General features: G+C 56.6%; 19 protein-coding genes. 7 read left to right on the forward strand and 12 right to left on the reverse strand.

The annotated features are described in order from the left end of the window. Positions 1–13: 13 nt before the first annotated feature. The 7 genes from gudD to syd form a co-directional block, all read right to left on the reverse strand. Complete coding sequence (gene gudD, locus V1572_RS20720; RefSeq protein WP_126533985.1) at positions 14–1,354, reverse strand: glucarate dehydratase; 1,341 nt, start codon at positions 1,352–1,354, stop codon at positions 14–16. A gap of 12 nt (positions 1,355–1,366) precedes the next feature. Continuing rightward, on the reverse strand, positions 1,367–2,707 hold the full coding sequence (locus V1572_RS20725) for an enolase C-terminal domain-like protein (protein WP_045908469.1): 1,341 nt from the start codon (positions 2,705–2,707) through the stop codon (positions 1,367–1,369). Beyond that, positions 2,707–4,062, reverse strand: a complete 1,356-nt coding sequence (gudP, locus tag V1572_RS20730) for a galactarate/glucarate/glycerate transporter GudP (protein ID WP_032675441.1) — start codon at positions 4,060–4,062, stop codon at positions 2,707–2,709. Before gudP ends, V1572_RS20725 begins: the two co-directional genes overlap by 1 nt. Positions 4,063–4,395: 333 nt before the next feature. Further along, positions 4,396–4,845 (reverse strand): flavodoxin, encoded by a 450-nt coding sequence (locus V1572_RS20735; RefSeq protein ID WP_395299551.1) that lies wholly within the window; start codon positions 4,843–4,845, stop codon positions 4,396–4,398. A gap of 24 nt (positions 4,846–4,869) precedes the next feature. Beyond that, positions 4,870–5,646: a tRNA pseudouridine(65) synthase TruC gene (gene truC / locus V1572_RS20740; RefSeq protein ID WP_045908468.1), complete on the reverse strand. Its 777-nt coding sequence runs from the start codon at positions 5,644–5,646 to the stop codon at positions 4,870–4,872. Further along, entirely contained in the window at positions 5,643–5,972 is a 330-nt protein-coding gene (locus tag V1572_RS20745; RefSeq protein WP_023309024.1) for a YqcC family protein, read from the reverse strand. The genes truC and V1572_RS20745 overlap by 4 nt, the downstream gene beginning before the upstream one ends. 632 nt (positions 5,973–6,604) lie before the next feature. Further along, a complete protein-coding gene (gene syd / locus V1572_RS20750) occupies positions 6,605–7,150 on the reverse strand; it encodes a SecY-interacting protein (RefSeq protein ID WP_045908467.1) in 546 nt (181 codons plus the stop codon). A gap of 69 nt (positions 7,151–7,219) precedes the next feature. Here syd and queF point away from each other — a divergent pair, with 69 nt between their 5' ends. The 5 genes from queF (at position 7,220) to xni (ending at position 13,655) form a co-directional block, all read left to right on the forward strand. Continuing rightward, a complete protein-coding gene (gene queF, locus V1572_RS20755) occupies positions 7,220–8,062 on the forward strand; it encodes an NADPH-dependent 7-cyano-7-deazaguanine reductase QueF (RefSeq protein ID WP_021241894.1) in 843 nt (280 codons plus the stop codon). A 116-nt stretch (positions 8,063–8,178) separates the two neighbouring features. Continuing rightward, positions 8,179–9,543 carry a nucleotide 5'-monophosphate nucleosidase PpnN gene (ppnN, locus tag V1572_RS20760; protein ID WP_008499641.1) on the forward strand — a complete coding sequence of 455 codons (1,365 nt, stop codon included), beginning with the start codon at positions 8,179–8,181 and terminating at the stop codon, positions 9,541–9,543. A gap of 515 nt (positions 9,544–10,058) precedes the next feature. Continuing rightward, the gene (locus V1572_RS20765) at positions 10,059–11,354 is read left to right on the forward strand and encodes an HAAAP family serine/threonine permease (RefSeq protein WP_395299552.1); all 1,296 of its coding nucleotides are present in this window, start codon (positions 10,059–10,061) and stop codon (positions 11,352–11,354) included. A gap of 65 nt (positions 11,355–11,419) precedes the next feature. Then, a complete protein-coding gene (gene sdaB / locus V1572_RS20770) occupies positions 11,420–12,787 on the forward strand; it encodes an L-serine ammonia-lyase II (protein WP_008499643.1) in 1,368 nt (455 codons plus the stop codon). Positions 12,788–12,899: 112 nt separating this feature from the next. Continuing rightward, positions 12,900–13,655: a flap endonuclease Xni gene (gene xni, locus V1572_RS20775; RefSeq protein WP_395299553.1), complete on the forward strand. Its 756-nt coding sequence runs from the start codon at positions 12,900–12,902 to the stop codon at positions 13,653–13,655. A gap of 62 nt (positions 13,656–13,717) precedes the next feature. Here the strand turns inward: xni and rlmM are convergent, their stop codons facing one another. From rlmM to V1572_RS20795, 4 genes are all read right to left on the reverse strand, one after another. After that, on the reverse strand, positions 13,718–14,818 hold the full coding sequence (rlmM, locus tag V1572_RS20780; protein ID WP_048029185.1) for a 23S rRNA (cytidine(2498)-2'-O)-methyltransferase RlmM: 1,101 nt from the start codon (positions 14,816–14,818) through the stop codon (positions 13,718–13,720). Further along, positions 14,811–15,206, reverse strand: a complete 396-nt coding sequence (locus tag V1572_RS20785) for a DUF423 domain-containing protein (protein ID WP_008499646.1) — start codon at positions 15,204–15,206, stop codon at positions 14,811–14,813. Before V1572_RS20785 ends, rlmM begins: the two co-directional genes overlap by 8 nt. A gap of 39 nt (positions 15,207–15,245) precedes the next feature. Beyond that, positions 15,246–16,163 (reverse strand): glycine cleavage system transcriptional regulator GcvA, encoded by a 918-nt coding sequence (gene gcvA, locus V1572_RS20790; protein ID WP_008499647.1) that lies wholly within the window; start codon positions 16,161–16,163, stop codon positions 15,246–15,248. A 349-nt stretch (positions 16,164–16,512) separates the two neighbouring features. Continuing rightward, entirely contained in the window at positions 16,513–16,740 is a 228-nt protein-coding gene (locus V1572_RS20795; RefSeq protein WP_008499648.1) for a YgdI/YgdR family lipoprotein, read from the reverse strand. A 192-nt stretch (positions 16,741–16,932) separates the two neighbouring features. Here V1572_RS20795 and csdA point away from each other — a divergent pair, with 192 nt between their 5' ends. After that, positions 16,933–18,138, forward strand: coding sequence for a cysteine desulfurase CsdA (csdA, locus tag V1572_RS20800; protein WP_196352715.1), 1,206 nt, complete (start codon positions 16,933–16,935; stop codon positions 18,136–18,138). Next, positions 18,138–18,584 carry a cysteine desulfurase sulfur acceptor subunit CsdE gene (gene csdE, locus V1572_RS20805; protein WP_234085067.1) on the forward strand — a complete coding sequence of 149 codons (447 nt, stop codon included), beginning with the start codon at positions 18,138–18,140 and terminating at the stop codon, positions 18,582–18,584. Before csdA ends, csdE begins: the two co-directional genes overlap by 1 nt. Here csdE and tcdA read toward each other — a convergent pair. Further along, a complete protein-coding gene (gene tcdA, locus V1572_RS20810; protein WP_006811804.1) occupies positions 18,575–19,381 on the reverse strand; it encodes a tRNA cyclic N6-threonylcarbamoyladenosine(37) synthase TcdA in 807 nt (268 codons plus the stop codon). The two genes, csdE and tcdA, sit on opposite strands and share 10 nt — an antisense overlap.

Here is a 19,381-nt window from a genome sequence, read left to right on the forward strand (position 1 = left end):
GGTCCCAATGCGTTTATCGTACCATGCACGGACGTTTATTGTCGAATGTCCAGTCCGGGATCAAATACTGCATCGCCATCGCATCGTCGCGCGCGCCCAGACCGTGTTTCTGATACAACTCATGGGCCTTCATGACCTGATCCATATCCAGCTCAACCCCCAACCCCGGCGTGGAAGGCACCTGCACCATGCCGCCTTTGATCTCAAACGGCTGCTTAGTCAGACGCTGATTACCTTCCTGCCAGATCCAGTGGGTGTCGATAGCCGTGATGGTGCCCGGCGCGGCGGCGGCGACGTGCGTGAACATCGCCAGAGAGATATCAAAGTGGTTGTTGGAGTGCGAACCCCAGGTCAGGCCAAACTCATGGCACATCTGCGCCACGCGCACCGAGCCCTGCATCGTCCAGAAGTGCGGGTCAGCCAGCGGAATGTCGACTGACTGGAGGGATAAGGTATGCCCCATCTGACGCCAGTCGGTAGCAATCATATTGGTCGCGGTTGGCAGCCCTGTAGCGCGACGGAATTCCGCCATCACTTCACGGCCAGAGAAGCCTTGTTCAGCGCCGCATGGATCTTCCGCATACGCCAGCACGCCTTTCAGCTGCTTGCCGATCGCGATCGCTTCATCAAGCGACCAGGCACCGTTCGGATCCAGCGTCACGCGCGCCTGCGGGAAGCGTTTTGCCAGCGCGGTGATGGCTTCCGCCTCTTCTTCCCCGGCCAGCACGCCGCCCTTCAGTTTAAAATCGTTGAAGCCATATTTCTCGTAAGCGGCTTCCGCCAGGCGCACCACCGCATCAGGGGTCATTGCCTCGTCGTGGCGAAGCCGGTACCAGTCGCACTGTTCTTCGGGCTGGCTCTGGTACGGCAGTGGCGTCAGCTTGCGGTCGCCGACAAAGAACAGATAGCCCAGCATTTCCACTTCGCTGCGCTGCTGCCCCTCGCCCAGCAGCGACGCAACGTTAACGCCCAGATGCTGGCCCAGCAGATCCAGCATCGCGGCTTCAATTCCGGTCACCACGTGGATAGTGGTGCGCAGATCGAAGGTCTGCAGGCCCCGGCCCCCGGCATCGCGATCGGCAAAGGTATTGCGCACGGTGTTGAGGACATTTTTATACGCCCCCAGCGTTTTGCCCACCACCAGCGGAATGGCCTCTTCCAGGGTTTTGCGGATCTTCTCCCCGCCCGGAATTTCGCCCACGCCGGTATGGCCAGCATTGTCTTTGATAATGACAATGTTACGGGTAAAGAACGGCGCGTGCGCGCCGCTCAGGTTCATCAACATGCTGTCATGGCCCGCAACCGGAACGATCTGCATGGCGGTGACGACAGGGGTAGAAAAAGTACTCATCATTCAATCCTTTTATCAGTGACGTCCGAAAACAGGGCGCTTACGGTCAAATGTCCAGCCGGGAATAAGGTACTGCATCGGGCCCGCGTCGTTACGCGCGCCGCCCGGCAATTTTTTATACGCCTCATGGGCTTTCTGGATCCGATCCCAGTCCAGCTCCACGCCCAGGCCCGGCGCATCCGGTACGGCAATTTTGCCCTCTGTGATTTCCAGCGGATTTTTCGTCAGGCGGGCTTCCCCTTCCTGCCAAATCCAGTGGGTGTCGATGGCGGTCGGGTTACCCGGCGCTGCGGCGCCAACGTGGGTAAACATCGCCAGCGAAATATCAAAGTGATTGTTCGAGTGACAGCCCCAGGTGAGCCCCCAGTCATCGCACAGCTGGGCCACGCGCACTGCGCCGGAGAGCGTCCAGAAGTGCGGGTCCGCCAGCGGTATGTCGACGGCGTTCAGCATCACCGCGTGCCCCATTTCGCGCCAGTTCGTGGCAATCATATTGGTCGCCACCGGCAGCCCGGTGGCACGACGGAACTCGGCCATCACTTCGCGGCCCGAGAAGCCCTGCTCCGCGCCGCAGGGGTCTTCCGCATAGGTCAGGACATCCCCCAGCCCTTTGCACAGGCTAATGGCTTCATCCAGCAGCCATGCGCCGTTCGGATCGACGGTGATCCGTGCATCCGGGAAGCGCCGTTTCAGCGCCCGGGCCGTTTCAATCTCCTGCTCGCCGGGCAGCACGCCGCCCTTGAGCTTGAAATCCTTAAAGCCGTAGCGATCCTGCGCCGCCTCGGCCAGCCGCACCACCGCGTCGCTGGAGAGCGCTTCCTGGTGGCGCAACTGATACCAGTCGTGGTCGCCCGCGGTTCGGGCCAGATAGGGGAGGTCGGTTTTATTGCGATCGCCAACGTAGAACAGATAGCCCAGCACGGTGACTGCATCGCGCTGTTTGCCGGGCCCCAGCAGTTCGCAGACCGGGACATTGAGCGCCTTCCCCAGTAAATCAAGCAGAGCCGCTTCCAGGGCGGCAACCGCGTTGACGCGCAGTTCAAACGTCCAGGCACCTTTTCCGAACGTCTCAAAGTCTGCCGACTGATTGCCCTTATGCACCCGCTGAACCACCTTGTTCAGGCGGGCAATCTCCTGCCCCACGACCTGCGGAATGGCATCGACCAGCGTCTGGTAAATCACCTCTCCGCCTGGCGCCTCGCCCACGCCGGTATTTCCTGCGCTGTCTTTCAGCACGACGATATTACGGGTAAACCAGGCGTTATGCGCACCGCCAATATTGAGCAGCATGCTGTCCTGCCCGGCCACCGGGATGACCTTCATCTCAGTGATGGTTGGGCTCGATTGCGTTGTCATCAGCCACGCTCCGCAACAGGTTTAAGTTCGACGCGTTTGATATCCCCCACCAGCACCAGGTAACTCAGGACCGCCACCAGCGCGTGCACACCCACGTAGATTAGCGCACCGTTGAACGATCCGGTGGTGCCGACGATGTAGCCGATAGCGATGGGTGTAACAATCCCGGAGATATTGCCGAACATGTTGAACAGACCGCCGCTCAGGCCGCTGATCTCTTTCGGGGCCGTATCCGCCATCACCGCCCAGCCCAGCGCGCCAATGCCTTTGCCGAAGAAGGCCATCGCCATAAAGCCGATAATCATCCACTCGGCATTGACGTAGTTACAGAACACCATGGTCATGGAGAGCAGCATGCCGAGCACGATAGGCGTTTTACGCGCAATGTTCAGGGAACCGGTGCGGCGCATCAGCCAGTCGGAAATGACCCCGCCGAGCACGCCTCCCACGAAGCCGCAGATGGCCGGAACCGAGGCGACAAACCCCGCTTTCAGAATCGACATGCCGCGTGCCTGCACCAGGTAAACCGGGAACCAGGTGATGAAAAAGTAGGTCAAGGCGTTGATACAGTACTGGCCCAGATAGATCCCGATCATCATGCGCGAACCGACGAGCTGCCTGATCTGCGCCCATTTCTGGCTGAACGGGACTTTCGCCGTCGAGGATTTCTGATCCATGTTGATCAGCGCACCGCCTTCTGCAATGTACTCCAGCTCTTTTTTGTTTACGCCAGGGTGCTGGTTGGGTTCGTGGATCACTTTCAGCCAGATAAAGCTGATGACGATCCCGAGTCCGCCCATAAAGAAGAACACGTGCGACCAGCCCACCTCATGGGTCAGCCAGCCCATAATGGGCGCAAAGATCACCGTCGCGAAGTACTGTGCAGAGTTAAAAATCGCTACCGCCGTTCCCCTCTCCTGCGCCGGGAACCAGGCCGCCACAATGCGGCTGTTGCCCGGGAAGGAAGGCGCTTCCGCTAACCCCACCAGGAAGCGCAGCGTGAAGAGCGCCACGATAATGCCGAAGCCGCTGAAGATATCGACGAAGCCCTGCAGCAGGGTAAAGGCAGACCAGATGAAGATGGACCAGAAATAGACCCGTTTAGAGCCAAAGCGGTCCAGCAGCCAGCCGCCAGGAATTTGCCCGATGACGTAGGCCCACGAGAAGGCGGAGAAAACGTAACCCATGCCCACGGGATCGAGGCCGATATCTTTTGCCATTTCCGAGCCGGCAATCGACAGCGTGGCGCGGTCACCATAGTTAAAGGACGTGACGATAAACAGCATCACCACTATCCAGTAGCGGGCATTGGTGCGCTTTTCTGCGCTGCTCGCTGCGTGGCTTAATGAACTCATTGTTGCACTCCTGAAACATAGCTTTCGCCTGGTTCATTCTGTACAGCACCGGTAGGGTAAGCAGAATGAGATTGATTTTGTCGTTTTGGTACGGCCTGAAGCCGTTTTATCGTGACCGGAAAAGTATATGAAGGAGTGCCTCTTCACCTCACCGTGCAAAAACACAGTATTAAAGGGTGTGAGGGAGGTTGTTTAGGGCATAAGCCCAGAGGAGTGGAAGGTGGTTCACGGAAATGGCGTTTGGGGCGGGGAGTAATGCCGGGTGGCGGCTACGCCTGACCCGGCCTGGAAAACCCGTAGGCTCGCGCAAGTGAAGCGCCGCCGGGCAGAGTGTTATTTGAGAAGTGAGGCCCAGTTCTCCACCCACGGATTTGATTCGCTTTCTGGCTCCGGGTGCTCACCCGCATCAATCAGCAGCATCTCGCCCACGCGCTGGGCGCTCTGCTCCTGCAGGAGCGCATCGAACTGCTTGCCGCCGCCGCAGAAGTTAGCGTAAGAGCTGTCGCCGAGGGCGATGATGCCGTAGTGAACATCAGGCTGATAGCCAAGCTGGTCTTTAATGCCCTGGAACAGCGGCATGATGCTGTCCGGCAGATCGCCCTGCCCGGTGGTGGAGGTCACCACCAGAATGTATTTATCTTTATACTTTTCCCAGTCCGCCAGCTCAGGATCTTCATAGACCGTGGCTTTATGGCCCTGGCTTGCCAGAATCGCCTCCGCCTCTTCCGCGACCAGCAGCGAGTTGCCGTACATTGTGCCGACAAAAATGCCTACTTCAGCCATGCTATTTTCCCATATTGAATGCGCTTACTCTTCATCCTGAACGTTGCCCGATACAAACTCAACCCTTTCATTTTCGGGGAGTTGTCCGAGCCAGCCAAACTGTGACAGCGCCTGCATCCAGACGTCGTCCAGCCCCGCACGGATAGTCAGAGGCTCGCCGGTAAACGGGTGCGTCAGGCTGAGCTCGCTTGCGTGTAACATCAGACGATGGCACCCAAAGTGCTCGGCAGCGCTGCGGTTCTGGCGCAAATCACCGTGTTTGCTGTCGCCAATAATCGGGTGACGCAGATGCGCAAGATGGCGTCGCAGCTGGTGCTTACGCCCGGTTTTGGGCAGAAGCTCAACCAGGCTGTAGCGTGTGGTCGGAAATTTGCTGGTGGCCACCGGCATTTCCGTCGTCGCCATGCCGCGATAATCCGTCACGGCGGGCTGCGGGCCTTTGTCATCCCGGGCAAATTTATCGGCGATTTTGTCCAGTTCCTCCACCAGCGGATAGTCCAGGGTGGCGGACTCGGTCAGCCAGCCACGCACGACCGCGTGATAGCGCTTCTGGATCTGGTGCTGTTCGAACTGCTGCGCCAGCAGACGGCCAGCTTCGCTGGAAAGCCCCATCAGCAGCACGCCGGAGGTCGGCCGGTCGAGGCGATGGGCGGTAAATACATGCTGACCAATCTGGTCGCGAACGGTCTGCATCACCACCACTTTCTCGTCGCGATCCAGCCAGCTGCGGTGCACCAGCCAGCCTGACGGTTTATTCACCGCCACCAGCCACTCGTCCTGATAGAGGATCTCAAGCGTCATGCATCTTCACCGGCAAACAGGGCATCCAGTTTTTCCAGTTCGACCAGCATGACGTCGCGCGCAGGGTGCGTCGCTTCGAGCGCCATTTCATAATAGGGAGAGACAGCAAACGCCTGCGGCAAGGGGTGCCCCCCCTCAAGCAGGGCGTGCATGCGCGGAATTAAAACCCACTGCAGCCACTCAAACGGGGCCAGCGTATCCAGGCAAAAGGGCTGGGTGCTGGCGAACGCTTCTGGCTGCGGCGCGGTCTCCTGCCACAGCTGATGTTGGCGCAAAAGGGCTTCGATGGCGTGCAACTGAGCACGAACGCTATCGTGTTGCGTCATAGTAACCTCAACTGAAAATGTGAACGGCGCGCAGCATAGCATTGCGAAAGGCAGAAATAAAAAAAGGGAGCACTGTAAAAACAGTGCTCCCGGTTCGTTCCGCAGCATTCCAGCTACAATTCGTGCTCCCTGCTCATCCGTGACAACTTTTCCTGAAGCCCGAAGGCCTGGTCATCCGTCTACCTTTCGCATCCTGCACACATCTTCCTGACGTGTTTGTTTCATCCTGAAACGTCCTGGCCTTCCTGACCCACCGACCATCCTGACCGGCTCTCGTTCTCCTTCCTGGAGGTGTCCCTTACGCATCCTGCGTTATCCACTTTGCTTCATCCTGAAGCCTTCCTGCAGCGCCATCCTGACGAGTCCTGTGTGAGAAACGCCATCATCCTGATGTTCGTTTCTCGTGTCGGCTTCCTGTCGACGGAGATAGAATCCGCTATTCCGCTTCGTCTTACAACCCACTCAGCCAGCGTTGTAAGACGCCGGGACTCCCTAAAAATAATAGGATGAACAACTAATGCATTGAAAAATAGAGTGATATTAATCTGAATTTAATGAGGTAATACTGAATGTTCCAGCGATCTCTCACAAACCTTGTAAGAGATCTCTCACACGCGCTGTAGCAGCATGGATTACAGAAGGGGCTCAAGTCGGGTGAGGAAATCCGCAAGAGAGGGGGCGAGAGTCTCGCGATTGCGGGTACCGATAGTCTCTTTAATCACTTCACCTGACAGGTTACAGACGGAGATAACGTCCAGCTCGCTGTCCAGCGTGGCGATAAAGAGCGTCGGAGAAAGCTTAAGGCGTTTTTGCGTGACCAGATGACCGATCAGGTTTTCCTGAACACGCTGCAGATCGTCTTCGCTCCAGGTCTGCAACAGCGTCAGCGTCATGTCCGCAAAGCGCGCAGGCATATCCCCTGCAAACTGCGTGGCATAAAACGCATGAACCGCTGGTTGTACCACAATGTCCATTGCCCGTTCAACCGCATTTACATTCTGCTCGCCGGTATTCGGCTTCGGCTGCCAGATCACGTAATCATCAAGCGAAGAGATAATGCATGGCGAAGGGACGCCATATAAATCAGCACTTTGCGGCCACGTGCCCTGCTTTTCATGCCATGCATCGCAGTAGCGGGTCGTAAAGGTAGTGAGGGCATTTGCAGTTTCGATGTCCACCGATTTCTCTCTTCTTGTCAGACAGGATAAACTCAGGCCATAAGTGTACCTGTAAAGTGGCTATGAAACATGTCTTACGAAAATCATCAGGCGTTAACCGGCTTAACGCTGGGTAAATCGACCGATTACCGCGATACCTACGATGCAAGCCTGCTGCAGGGCGTGCCGCGTAGCCTGAACCGCGATCCTCTGGGACTGCACGCGGACGCCCTGCCGTTCGTGGGGGGCGATATCTGGACGCTGTACGAACTCTCGTGGCTCAACGCGCGCGGCCTGCCGCAGGTGGCGGTGGGCCACGTTGAGCTGGACTACGCCAGCGTGAATCTCGTCGAGTCGAAAAGCTTTAAGCTCTATCTCAACAGCTTTAACCAGACCAAATTCAACAGCTGGGACGACGTTCAGCACACCCTGGAACGTGATTTAAGCGCCTGCGCGCAGGGAAAGGTGAGCGTCTCACTCTATCGCCTGCACGAGCTGGAAGGCCAGCCGGTCGCCCACTTCAACGGAACCTGCATCGACGATCAGGACATCGAGGTGGAGAATTATGAATTCAGCGCGGACTACCTCGAAAACGCGGCGAGCGGCAAGGTGGTCGAAGAGACGCTGGTCAGCCATCTGCTGAAATCCAACTGCCTGATCACGCATCAGCCGGACTGGGGCTCGGTGCAGATCCAGTACCGCGGCCCGAAAATTGACCGGGAAAAGCTGCTGCGCTACCTGGTGTCGTTCCGCCATCACAATGAATTCCACGAGCAGTGCGTGGAGCGCATCTTTAGCGATATTCAGCGCTTCTGCCAGCCAGAAAAATTGAGCGTTTACGCGCGCTACACCCGCCGCGGCGGTCTGGACATTAACCCGTGGCGCACCAATACCGATTTTGTGCCGGCGACGGGCCGGCTGGTGCGTCAGTAATATAAATATTTTCACAATATGCGCGGTATCTTCCGCGCTTTAGGTTGTGAAACGTCACGCGCCAGGGCTATTGTAATCAACAGGGAAAGACGATAATCGTCCCGTAAGGAGCTCACTTGATTACACATATTAGCCCGCTTGGCTCAATGGATATGTTGTCGCAGCTGGAAGTGGACATGCTTAAACGCACGGCCAGCAGCGATCTTTATCAACTGTTTCGTAACTGTTCACTTGCCGTTCTGAACTCCGGAAGCCTGACAGATAACAGTAAAGAACTGCTGTCCCGCTTCGAAAGCTTTGATATCAACGTGCTGCGCCGCGAGCGTGGCGTGAAGCTTGAAGTCATCAACCCGCCGGAAGAGGCGTTTGTCGACGGACGCATCATCCGTTCACTTCAGGCTAACCTGTTTGCCGTGCTGCGTGACATCCTGTTTGTTAACGGGCAGATCCACAACGCAGGCCGTTTCCAGCATCTCGATCTGGAAAGCTCGGTCCATATCACCAACCTGGTGTTCTCCATTTTGCGCAACGCCCGTGCCCTGCACGTGGGTGAAGCGCCGAACATGGTCGTCTGCTGGGGCGGTCACTCCATTAACGAAACCGAATACCTTTATGCGCGTCGGGTGGGTACCCAGCTTGGCCTGCGCGAGCTGAATATCTGTACCGGCTGTGGTCCGGGTGCGATGGAAGCGCCAATGAAAGGTGCCGCAGTGGGTCACGCGCAGCAGCGCTACAAAGAGGGACGGTTTATCGGTATGACCGAGCCATCCATCATCGCCGCAGAGCCACCTAACCCGCTGGTTAATGAACTGATTATCATGCCGGATATCGAGAAACGTCTTGAAGCGTTTGTCCGTATCGCCCACGGCATCATCATCTTCCCGGGCGGGGTGGGGACAGCGGAAGAGCTGCTCTATCTGCTGGGTATTCTGATGAACCCGGCCAACAAAGATCAGGTTCTGCCGCTGATCCTGACCGGGCCAAAAGAGAGCGCCGACTACTTCCGCGTGCTGGACGAGTTTATCGTGCACACGCTGGGCGAAGCCGCGCGTCGTCACTATCGCATCATCATCGACGATGCTGCGGAAGTGGCGCGTCAGATGAAAAAAGCGATGCCGCTGGTGAAAGAGAACCGTCGCGATACCGGGGATGCCTACAGCTTTAACTGGTCAATCCGCATTGCACCGGATCTGCAGATCCCGTTCGAGCCTTCGCACGAGAACATGGCGAACCTGAAACTTTACCCGGATCAGCCGGTGGAAGTCCTGGCCGCCGATCTGCGTCGCGCCTTCTCCGGGATTGTGGCGGGCAACGTCAAAGAGGTCGGTATCCGCGCCATTGAGCAGTACGGTCCGTACAAGATCCACGGCGATCCGGAGATGATGCGCCGTATGGATGACATGCTTCAGGGCTTTGTCGCCCAGCACCGCATGAAGCTGCCGGGCTCTGCCTATATTCCTTGCTACGAAATCTGCACCTAGCGCTTAGCGATATCTCATCAAAGCCGGGTCGCCCTGTTGCGCGTCCCGGCTTTTTTTATTCCTGATGTAATTCATAGGCATCACTTATATCTTTTACAAAGTTGTCACATACGCAAACGATTACCTGCAATTTGCAACCGTAAATTATCAGCCTTAATCCAAATTACCTGCCAGAAAATACTAAAAACCCATTTCTTTACAGCGAAAGACACCTATATCACGGGGCGGTCTTTCAGCGCACATGTCGTTGGTGGTAGCCTTCGCGCCCGTAAATTCTCTTTGATGTTTTTTTAACAGATAAATGGTCTAAAGATGCCCACATCATAAGTGGATTATTGCATTTGGGATCACGATCACTGATAGATTCATAACTAGAATGTATCTTTCCGCCCGCCAATAGTTACGGGCAAAAATTATTAAAAAACCGTCACTGAACGAATTTCATATTACCGTCAGGCACTTTTTCATCGGATTTGACTAAAAACCTGACAATTCGCTTCCTCCAGGAGATACAGATGGAAACCACTCAAACCAGCACCGTTGCTTCGATTGAATCCCGAAGTGGTTGGCGCAAAACGGATACCATGTGGATGCTTGGCCTTTACGGCACGGCAATCGGCGCTGGTGTACTGTTCCTTCCTATCAACGCAGGCGTCGGCGGTCTGATCCCGCTGATCATTATGGCTATCATTGCTTTCCCGATGACCTTCTTTGCACACCGCGGTCTGACCCGCTTCGTGCTGTCCGGTAAAAACCCGGGTGAAGACATCACTGAAGTGGTTGAAGAGCATTTCGGCGTGGGCGCAGGTAAACTGATTACCCTGCTCTACTTCTTCGCGATTTACCCTATCCTGCTGGTTTACAGCGTGGCGATCACCAACACCGTTGAAAGCTTCATGCTGCACCAGCTGCACATGACGCCGCCACCGCGTGCCATCCTGTCTCTGATCCTGATTGTCGGCATGATGACCATCGTGCGCTTCGGCGAGCAGATGATTGTGAAAGCGATGAGCGTACTGGTGTTCCCGTTTGTGGCCGCACTGATGCTGCTGGCCTGCTACCTGATCCCACAGTGGAACGGTGCAGCGCTGGAAACCCTGTCCCTGAGCAGCGCGTCTGCGACCGGTAACGGCCTGCTGATGACCCTGTGGCTGGCGATCCCGGTAATGGTCTTCTCCTTCAACCACTCTCCTATCATCTCCTCTTTCGCCGTGGCGAAACGTGAAGAGTACGGTGATGGCGCAGAGAAGAAGTGCTCCAGCATTCTGGCACGCGCTCACGTCATGATGGTGCTGACCGTTATGTTCTTCGTCTTCAGCTGCGTACTGAGCCTCTCCCCGGCGGACCTGGCGGCAGCGAAAGAGCAGAACATCTCTATTCTGTCTTACCTGGCGAACCACTTTAACGCACCGCTGATTGCGTGGATGGCACCGATCATCGCGATGATCGCCATCACCAAATCCTTCCTGGGCCACTACCTCGGCGCACGTGAAGGCTTCAACGGTATGGTGATTAAATCTCTGCGCGGTAAAGGCAAGAGCATTGAAATCAACAAGCTGAACAAAATCACTGCACTGTTCATGCTGCTCACCACCTGGGCGGTAGCGACGCTGAACCCAAGCATCCTGGGCATGATTGAAACCCTGGGCGGCCCGGTCATCGCGATGATTCTGTTCCTGATGCCGATGTACGCGATTCAGAAAGTCCCGGCTATGCGTAAGTACAGCGGTCATATCAGCAACGTCTTTGTGGTTATCATGGGGCTTATCGCTATCTCTGCGATCTTCTACTCCCTGTACACCATGTTCTGATTCTCACCCGCGCCGTCCCCGGACGGCGCACTCCCTCCTCTCTGACTGAAAGCAATGGACGCATCATGATTAGCGTATTCGATATTTTCAAAATCGGTATTGGTCCTTCCAGCTCTCACACCGTCGGACCGATGAAAGCCGGTAAGCAGTTCACGGATGACTTGATTGCACGCGGCATCTTGCACGACATCACCCGCGTGGTTGTCGATGTATACGGCTCGCTTTCCCTGACCGGGAAAGGCCACCACACCGATATCGCCATTATCATGGGCCTGGCGGGAAACCTGCCGGATACCGTTGATATTGATGCGATCCCTGGCTTTATCCAGGACGTGAACACCCACGGGCGCCTGCTGCTGGCGAACGGCGAGCATGAGGTTGAATTCCCGGTTGACCATTGCATGAATTTCCATGCGGACAACCTGTCGCTGCACGAAAACGGCATGCGCATCACCGCGCTGGCCGGCGATAAAGCGGTATACAGCCAGACTTATTACTCTATCGGCGGCGGTTTTATCGTCGACGAAGACCACTTTGGTCAAACCAGTACTTCCTCTGTCGAGGTGCCGTATCCGTACAAAACGGCGGCAGACCTCCAGCGCCACTGCCAGGAGACGGGCCTTTCCCTCTCCGGTCTGATGATGAAAAACGAGCTGGCGCTGCACAGCAAAGAGGAGCTGGAACAGCACTTCGCTAACGTCTGGGATGTGATGCGCGGCGGTATTGAGCGCGGCATCACCACCGAAGGCGTTCTGCCGGGCAAGCTTCGCGTACCGCGTCGTGCGGCAGCGCTGCGCCGTATGCTGGTGAGCACCGACAAAACGACAACGGACCCGATGGCCGTGGTGGACTGGATCAACATGTTCGCCCTGGCGGTAAACGAAGAAAACGCCGCAGGGGGCCGTGTGGTCACCGCGCCGACCAACGGTGCCTGCGGTATCGTTCCGGCGGTACTGGCGTACTACGACAAGTTTATCCGTGAAGTGAATGCGAACTCGCTGGCGCGCTACCTGCTGGTGGCCAGTGCGATTGGTTCTCTGTATAAGATGAACGCCTCCATTTCCGGTGCGGAAGTGGGCTGTCAGGGTGAAGTCGGCGTGGCGTGCTCCATGGCGGCAGCCGGTCTGGCGGAGCTCTTGGGCGCAAGCCCGGCGCAGGTGTGCATTGCTGCGGAAATCGGCATGGAACACAACCTGGGGCTGACCTGTGACCCGGTTGCCGGCCAGGTACAGGTTCCGTGTATCGAGCGTAACGCGATTGCCTCCGTGAAGGCGGTGAACGCGGCGCGTATGGCGCTGCGCCGCACCAGCGAACCGCGCGTCTGTCTCGATAAGGTTATCGAGACCATGTACGAAACCGGTAAAGATATGAACGCCAAATACCGCGAAACCTCTCGCGGCGGCCTGGCGATGAAGATCGTAACCTGCGATTAAGCCTCTCAGGAAGCCTCGTTTTGCGAGGCTTCTTCCTGTTTTCCCCACCATTCATAGTTTCATGCTGCTGACAGTGTTACCCTTCATGCATTAGATAGAAGGGAGATTATCTGTGGCCGTTCATTTACTTATCGTCGATGCACTTAACCTGATTCGCCGTATCCATGCGGTACAGGGGACGCCTTGTAAAGACACCTGCCTGCACGCGCTGGAACAGCTTATCCGCCACAGTGAACCCACCCATGCGGTCGCGGTATTTGATGACGAAGCCCGCAATGCGGGCTGGCGGCACCAGCGTCTGCCCGACTACAAAGCCGGACGCGCACCGATGCCGGACGATCTTCACGCCGAATTGCCCATGCTGCGCGCCGCATTTGAACAGCGGGGCGTCCCCTGCTGGGGCGCACAGGGAAATGAAGCCGACGATCTCGCGGCCACCCTGGCCGTAAAGGTGGCGAGTGCCGGGCATCAGGCCACTATCGTTTCTACGGACAAAGGCTACTGCCAGCTGCTCTCCCCCACTATCCGCATTCGCGACTATTTTCAAAAACGCTGGCTGGACGCGCCGTTCATCGCCAGCGAGTTTGGCGTATCGCCAGAGCAACTGCCGGATTACTGGGGCCTGGCTGGCATCAGCAGTTCTAAAGTTCCGGGAGTGGCCGGGATTGGGCCGAAGAGCGCCGCGCAGTTGCTGACCGATTTTCAGAGTCTGGAAGGCATTTACGCCCGTCTGGACGAGGTGCCAGAAAAATGGCGCAAGAAGCTGGAGGCGCATAAAGAGATGGCGTTTATCTGCCGGGAAATCGCAACGCTCCAGACGGATTTACAGCTGGACGGGAATTTACAGCAGTTAAGGTTAGAACGTTAAAGCGACGACACGGTTTTGAAAGCCCGGTAAGCGCAGCGCCACCGGGCAAAACAAAGCACGTATTAGCGCTCGTCGCGACGCCCGCCTACGGCTGCCCACCAGCGACGAATATGCACCGTCACCTCTTCGCGGTCGTGATACAGCTGACGCGCCTGGATCTCCACGTTAATCCCATGCTCGTCCATCTGCTCCTGAATGTAGGCCAGGTTCTGCGACACCTCCTCATAGCGCTTTTTCATCGGCAGCTTGAGGTTGAAAATGGTCTCGCGGCACCAGCCGTTTACCAGCCAGGAGGCCATCAGCGCGGCCACTTTCGCCGGTTTCTCAACCATGTCGCACACCATCCATGAGATGTTGTTACGGTTCGGGCGATAGCGGAAGCCGTCTTCACGCAGCCAGGTGACCTGCCCGGTATCCATCAGGCTTTGCGCCATTGGGCCGTTATCAACGGACGATACCCACATGTTGCGTTTCACCAGCTGATAGGTCCAGCCGCCCGGGCACGCGCCGAGATCGACGGCGTACATGCCGTTTGCCAGACGCTCATCCCACTCATCCGCCGGGATAAAGACGTGGAACGCCTCTTCCAGCTTGAGCGTGGAACGGCTTGGCGCATCGGCCGGGAAGCGCAGACGCGGGATGCCCATAAAGAAAGGAGAGTTGTTGGTGGTGTACGAATAGCCCGTATAGCAGCAGCCCGGTGCGATAAAGAAGATATGCACCACCGGACGCTTCGGCGTTTCGTAGTTCGTCAGCACGCCCGCATCACGCAACGCCGCACGCAGCGGAACGGTGAACTTACGGCAGAATTTCATCAACTCTTTACTTTCGTTGGTATCCGCCACTTCAACGCGCAGATCGCCGCCCTTCTCCACCACGCCCTGCAGCATGCCGACAATGGGGGTGATGCGGTCTTCCGGGGGAAGATCCTTCAGCAACTCACCCGCGACAAACATCTGGCGCGCAAAGATCAGCGAGCTGAACGGCAGCTCGCGTGCCAGCTTATCCGCATCTTCAGGCTGATAGCATTCAAAAACCACGTAACCCGCGTTTTCTTTTACGCGAGCAAAGCCGAAGATTTCGCGCTTCGCCGCTTTATCGGTAATTTCCGCGGCGCATTCTTTCTCAAACCCCGGGCGACAATATAAAACAACCTTATTCATGAACAACGCCCTTGCGTTTCAGACGGATAGCTCCGATAAACATTAATACCCAACCCGCCAGGAAGCTGACGCCGCCGACAGGTGTAACAAACGCCCACAGGCGTAAATGCGAAAGTGCCAGACAGTAGAGGCTGCCGCTAAAAAGCACCGTGCCCAGCGCCAGGAAGACGCTGCTCCAGTAAAACCAGATGCTGATACGGCGCTGCATCGCCACCGCCAGCCCAAAGATCGCCAGCGTATGGAACGCCTGATATTCAAGGCCGGTCTGGATCCAGCCCATCTCTACAGCGCCCAACGACTTGCTTAAGACATGTGCGCCGAAGGCGCCCAGTGCAACAAAAATAAAGCCACTCACCGCGGCAAAAATCAGCATGAATCGGCTGGTCATGTTTAAGTCCTGAATTAATGCGTGCCCGGCACACAAACGTTATTGTTCATACCTGAAGCGGAATTTTTCTTGCTCGCTTGCCGCTTTCGCCAGTATCCACTGCCGGAAGGCGGCTATTTTACCCAGTTCTGCCTGACTGTCATGACAAACCAGATAAAACGCATTCTTGCTGACCAGTACATCATTAAAAGGGCAGACCAGGCGACCTGCCTCAATTTCGGACTGCGCCATGACGTTGTTCGCCAACGCCACGCCCTGCCCGTGAATGGCAGCCTGTAACACCATCGCACTGTGGCTAAAGATGGGTCCCTGCTGCACGTTTATATGAGTAAGACCTAATTGACGGGTATAAGTTTGCCAGTCGCGTCGAGAGGCATCATGTAAAAGCGTATGCTGCGCCAGGTCAGCGGGGGACTTCAGCGCCTTGTCGCCCGTTAACAGCAGGGGAGAACAGACCGGCAGGAGATATTCTGCGTATAATTTCTCAACGCGCAAGCCCGGCCAGTTACCGCGACCATAAAAAATCGCGACGTCCACGTCATCGGCCAGCTTGTCTTCCTGACGATCCACGGCCTGGATTCGAACGTCTATCCCCGGATAAGCTGAGTTAAAGCTTGAGAGTCTTGGCACCAGCCACTGAATGGCAAAACTGGGCAATAAACTGACAGTCAGGGCACCTTTTGCACTGCGGGCCTGTAGCTTACGCGTGGCTTCAGTGAGCTGCGAAAAAATCTCTTTAATATCCTGAAAATAGCTCTGCCCCTCTTCGGTCAACAGCAACGAGCGGTTGCGTCGACGAAACAGCTTAAGGCCCAGAAAATCCTCCAGAGACTTGATTTGGTGACTTACTGCGGCCTGTGTCACAAAAAGCTCATCGGCTGCGCGGGTGAAGCTCAGGTGACGTGCTGCTGCATCAAAAACACGTAATGCGTTGAGGGGGGGCAATCGCTTTGACATGGTTATCTGGCTTAGATGTTAACGGAATTTAACAAATAGGAAACAACGTTTAACCTATTAGTTTTTTTTATCTGAGCCATTATAATTTGTCCGTTGAGGAACTACCAGCAAATACCTATAGTGGCGGCACTTCCTGAGCCGGAACGAAGAGCTTTTTTCGGAATGCGTGTTCTGAAGGGCTTTTGGCTTACGGTTGTGATGTTGTGTTGTTGTGTTTGCAATTGGTCTGCGATTCAGACCACGGTAGCAACGCTACCAATTTTTCACTTCCTGTACATTTACCCTGTCTGTCCATAGTGATTAATGTAGCACCGCCAATTTGCGGTGCTTTTTTTTCGCCTGCGATCGGTTAATGCTCGATCTCTTTCATCTCTTTCACGTCCGTGCGGTTGATCTGCTGCTTGTTCCCGTTAGCATCTTTGTACGAAATCATCCCGGTATCGTTATCGGTTGTCGGTTTCCCTTCCGAAACGATGGAACGACCATCGTTGGTGTGCATTACGTAGTTGTTACCGGAACAGGCGCTCAGGGCAAAAGTAAACGCACAGGCAGAGATGATTGCAGCTGTCTTATTCATGATTATTCTCCTTTAGCAATTAATGCTATTCAAACCTCGATTTATAACAGGCTAAAACATCCGCCTAACACTATTTAGCATAACCTGCTTTTTTGGGGTCATCAGGATAAGCAGACAATTCCGATAGATATCAACCTCCTTGCCCTGCCGCTGAAATTGCGCGACGATCGTGATATTGAAATGAGGAATCCCATGAACGCTTTCAGTCCTGCGCAGTTCCGCGCACAGTTTCCGGCGCTGGCCGATGCCGGTATTTATCTGGACAGTGCCGCCACCGCCCTCAAGCCACAGGCGGTCATTGACGCCACGCAGCAGTTCTACAGCCTGAGCGCCGGGAACGTGCATCGCAGCCAGTTTGCCGAAGCGCAGCGATTAACCGCGCGCTATGAAGCGGCGCGCGATCGGGTTGCGCACCTGATCAATGCCGAAAGCGGGAAGAACATCGTCTGGACGCGCGGCACCACCGAGGCCATTAATATGGTGGCCCAGTGCTACGCGCGCCCGCTACTTCAGCCGGGCGATGAGATCGTCGTCAGCGAGGCGGAACATCACGCCAACCTGGTGCCGTGGCTGATGGTGGCCGAACAAACGGGTGCACGCGTGGTGAAGCTTCCGCTTGGCGCAGACCTTCTGCCCGATGTGGCCCGTCTCCCCGAGTTGATTACCCCCCGCAGCCGCATTCTGGCGCTCGGGCAGATGTCCAACGTTACCGGTGGTTGCCCGGACCTGGCTCAGGCTATTCGGATAGCCCATGCCAGCGGGATGGTGGTGATGGTCGACGGCGCGCAGGGCGTGGTGCACTTCCCCGCCGACGTGCAGGCGCTGGATATCGACTTCTATGCCTTCTCAGGGCACAAGCTCTACGGACCAACCGGTATAGGGGCGTTGTACGGCAAGCCGGAACTGCTGGCAAAAATGACGCCATGGCTCGGGGGCGGCAAGATGATCACCGAAGTGACTTTTGACGGTTTCAAAACGCAGGATGTGCCTTACCGCCTGGAAGCCGGTACGCCGAACGTGGCGGGTGTCATTGGCCTAAGCGCGGCGCTGGAGTGGCTGGCACAAACAGACGTTGTTCAGGCTGAAAGCTGGAGCCGGGGACTGGCGACGCTGGCAGAGGAAGAACTGAAGAAGCGCCCGGGTTTCCGCTCGTTCCGCGTTCAGGACTCAAGCCTGCTCGCCTTTGATTTTACGGGTGTGCATCACAGCGACATGGTGACGCTGCTGGCCGGGTATGGCATCGCCCTGCGCGCCGGGCAGCACTGCGCGCAGCCGCTGCTGGCGGCGCTCGGCGTGAGCGGTACGCTGCGTGCCTCGTTCGCGCCCTATAACACACAAAGCGATGTTGACGCGCTGGTCGCTGCCGTTGACCGCGCGCTTGAAATACTGGTGGATTAATGACTCACGCTGCTTTAGCCGGACATCCGTTTGGCACCGTCATCACTGAAGAGACGTTAAAACAGATCTTTGCCCCGCTTTCACAATGGGAAGATAAATATCGCCAGCTGATTCTTCTTGGTAAGCAATTACCGACCCTCTCTGACGATCTCAAGGCGCAGGCGAAAGAGATCGCTGGCTGCGAAAACCGCGTCTGGCTGGGCGTAAGCGTGTCCGGCGAGAAACTGCACTTCTTCGGCGACAGCGAAGGCCGCATCGTTCGGGGCCTGCTGGCCGTATTGTTGACGGCAGTGGAAGGGAAAAGCGCGGCGGAACTGCTGGCGAACTCGCCGCTGGCGTTATTTGATGAGCTGGGGCTGCGCGCGCAGCTCAGCGCCTCGCGCGGTCAGGGGTTGATCGCGCTCAGCGACGCGGTACTGGACGCCGCCCGTCAGGCTCAGGCCTGACGTTCCGCCTTCGCCATCATCTTCTTCAGGGCGTGAGACACCGCCACAAAGCCGAAGGAAGCGGTCACCATGGTGGCCGCGCCAAAGCCTGAGGCACAATCCATTCTTTTTGGCCCTTCCGCCGTGCTTTTCATCGCACACACGGAGCCATCCGCCTGCGGGTAGACCAGCGCTTCGGTCGAGAACACGCAGTCAACGCCCAGCTTGCCCTTGCTGTTCTTCACCACGTTAAAGTCGCTTTTCAGGCGTTCACGCAACTTGGCGGCAAGAGGATCCTGAATGGTTTTCGCCAGATCGGCCACCTGGATCTGCGTCGGATCGATTTGCCCGCCCGCGCCGCCGGTCGTCACCAGTGGGACCTTGTAACGACGACAGTAGGCGATCAGCGCGGCTTTTGGACGCACGCTGTCGATGGCGTCAATCACATAGCTGTAGCCTTTGCTCATGTACTCCGCGACGTTATCTGCCGTCACAAAGTCGTCGATCACCGTCACGCGGCACTCCGGGTTGATCAAACGGATGCGCTCCGCCATGACCTCAGATTTTGCCAGGCCGACGTTATCACGCAGGGCGTGGATTTGACGGTTGGTGTTGGTGACGCACACGTCATCCATATCAATCAGCGTGATTGCGCCAATACCGGTTCTCGCCAGCGCTTCTGCGGCCCACGACCCCACACCACCAATGCCCACGACGCAGACATGCGCATCCGCAAACAGCTGCAGGGCTTTTTCACCATAGAGACGTGCCGTGCCGCCAAAACGCTGGCGCCAGGCATCGCTGATTACCACAGACAT

The organism is Enterobacter quasiroggenkampii (assembly GCF_043972695.1).
GTDB classification, from domain to species: Bacteria; Pseudomonadota; Gammaproteobacteria; order Enterobacterales; family Enterobacteriaceae; genus Enterobacter; species Enterobacter quasiroggenkampii.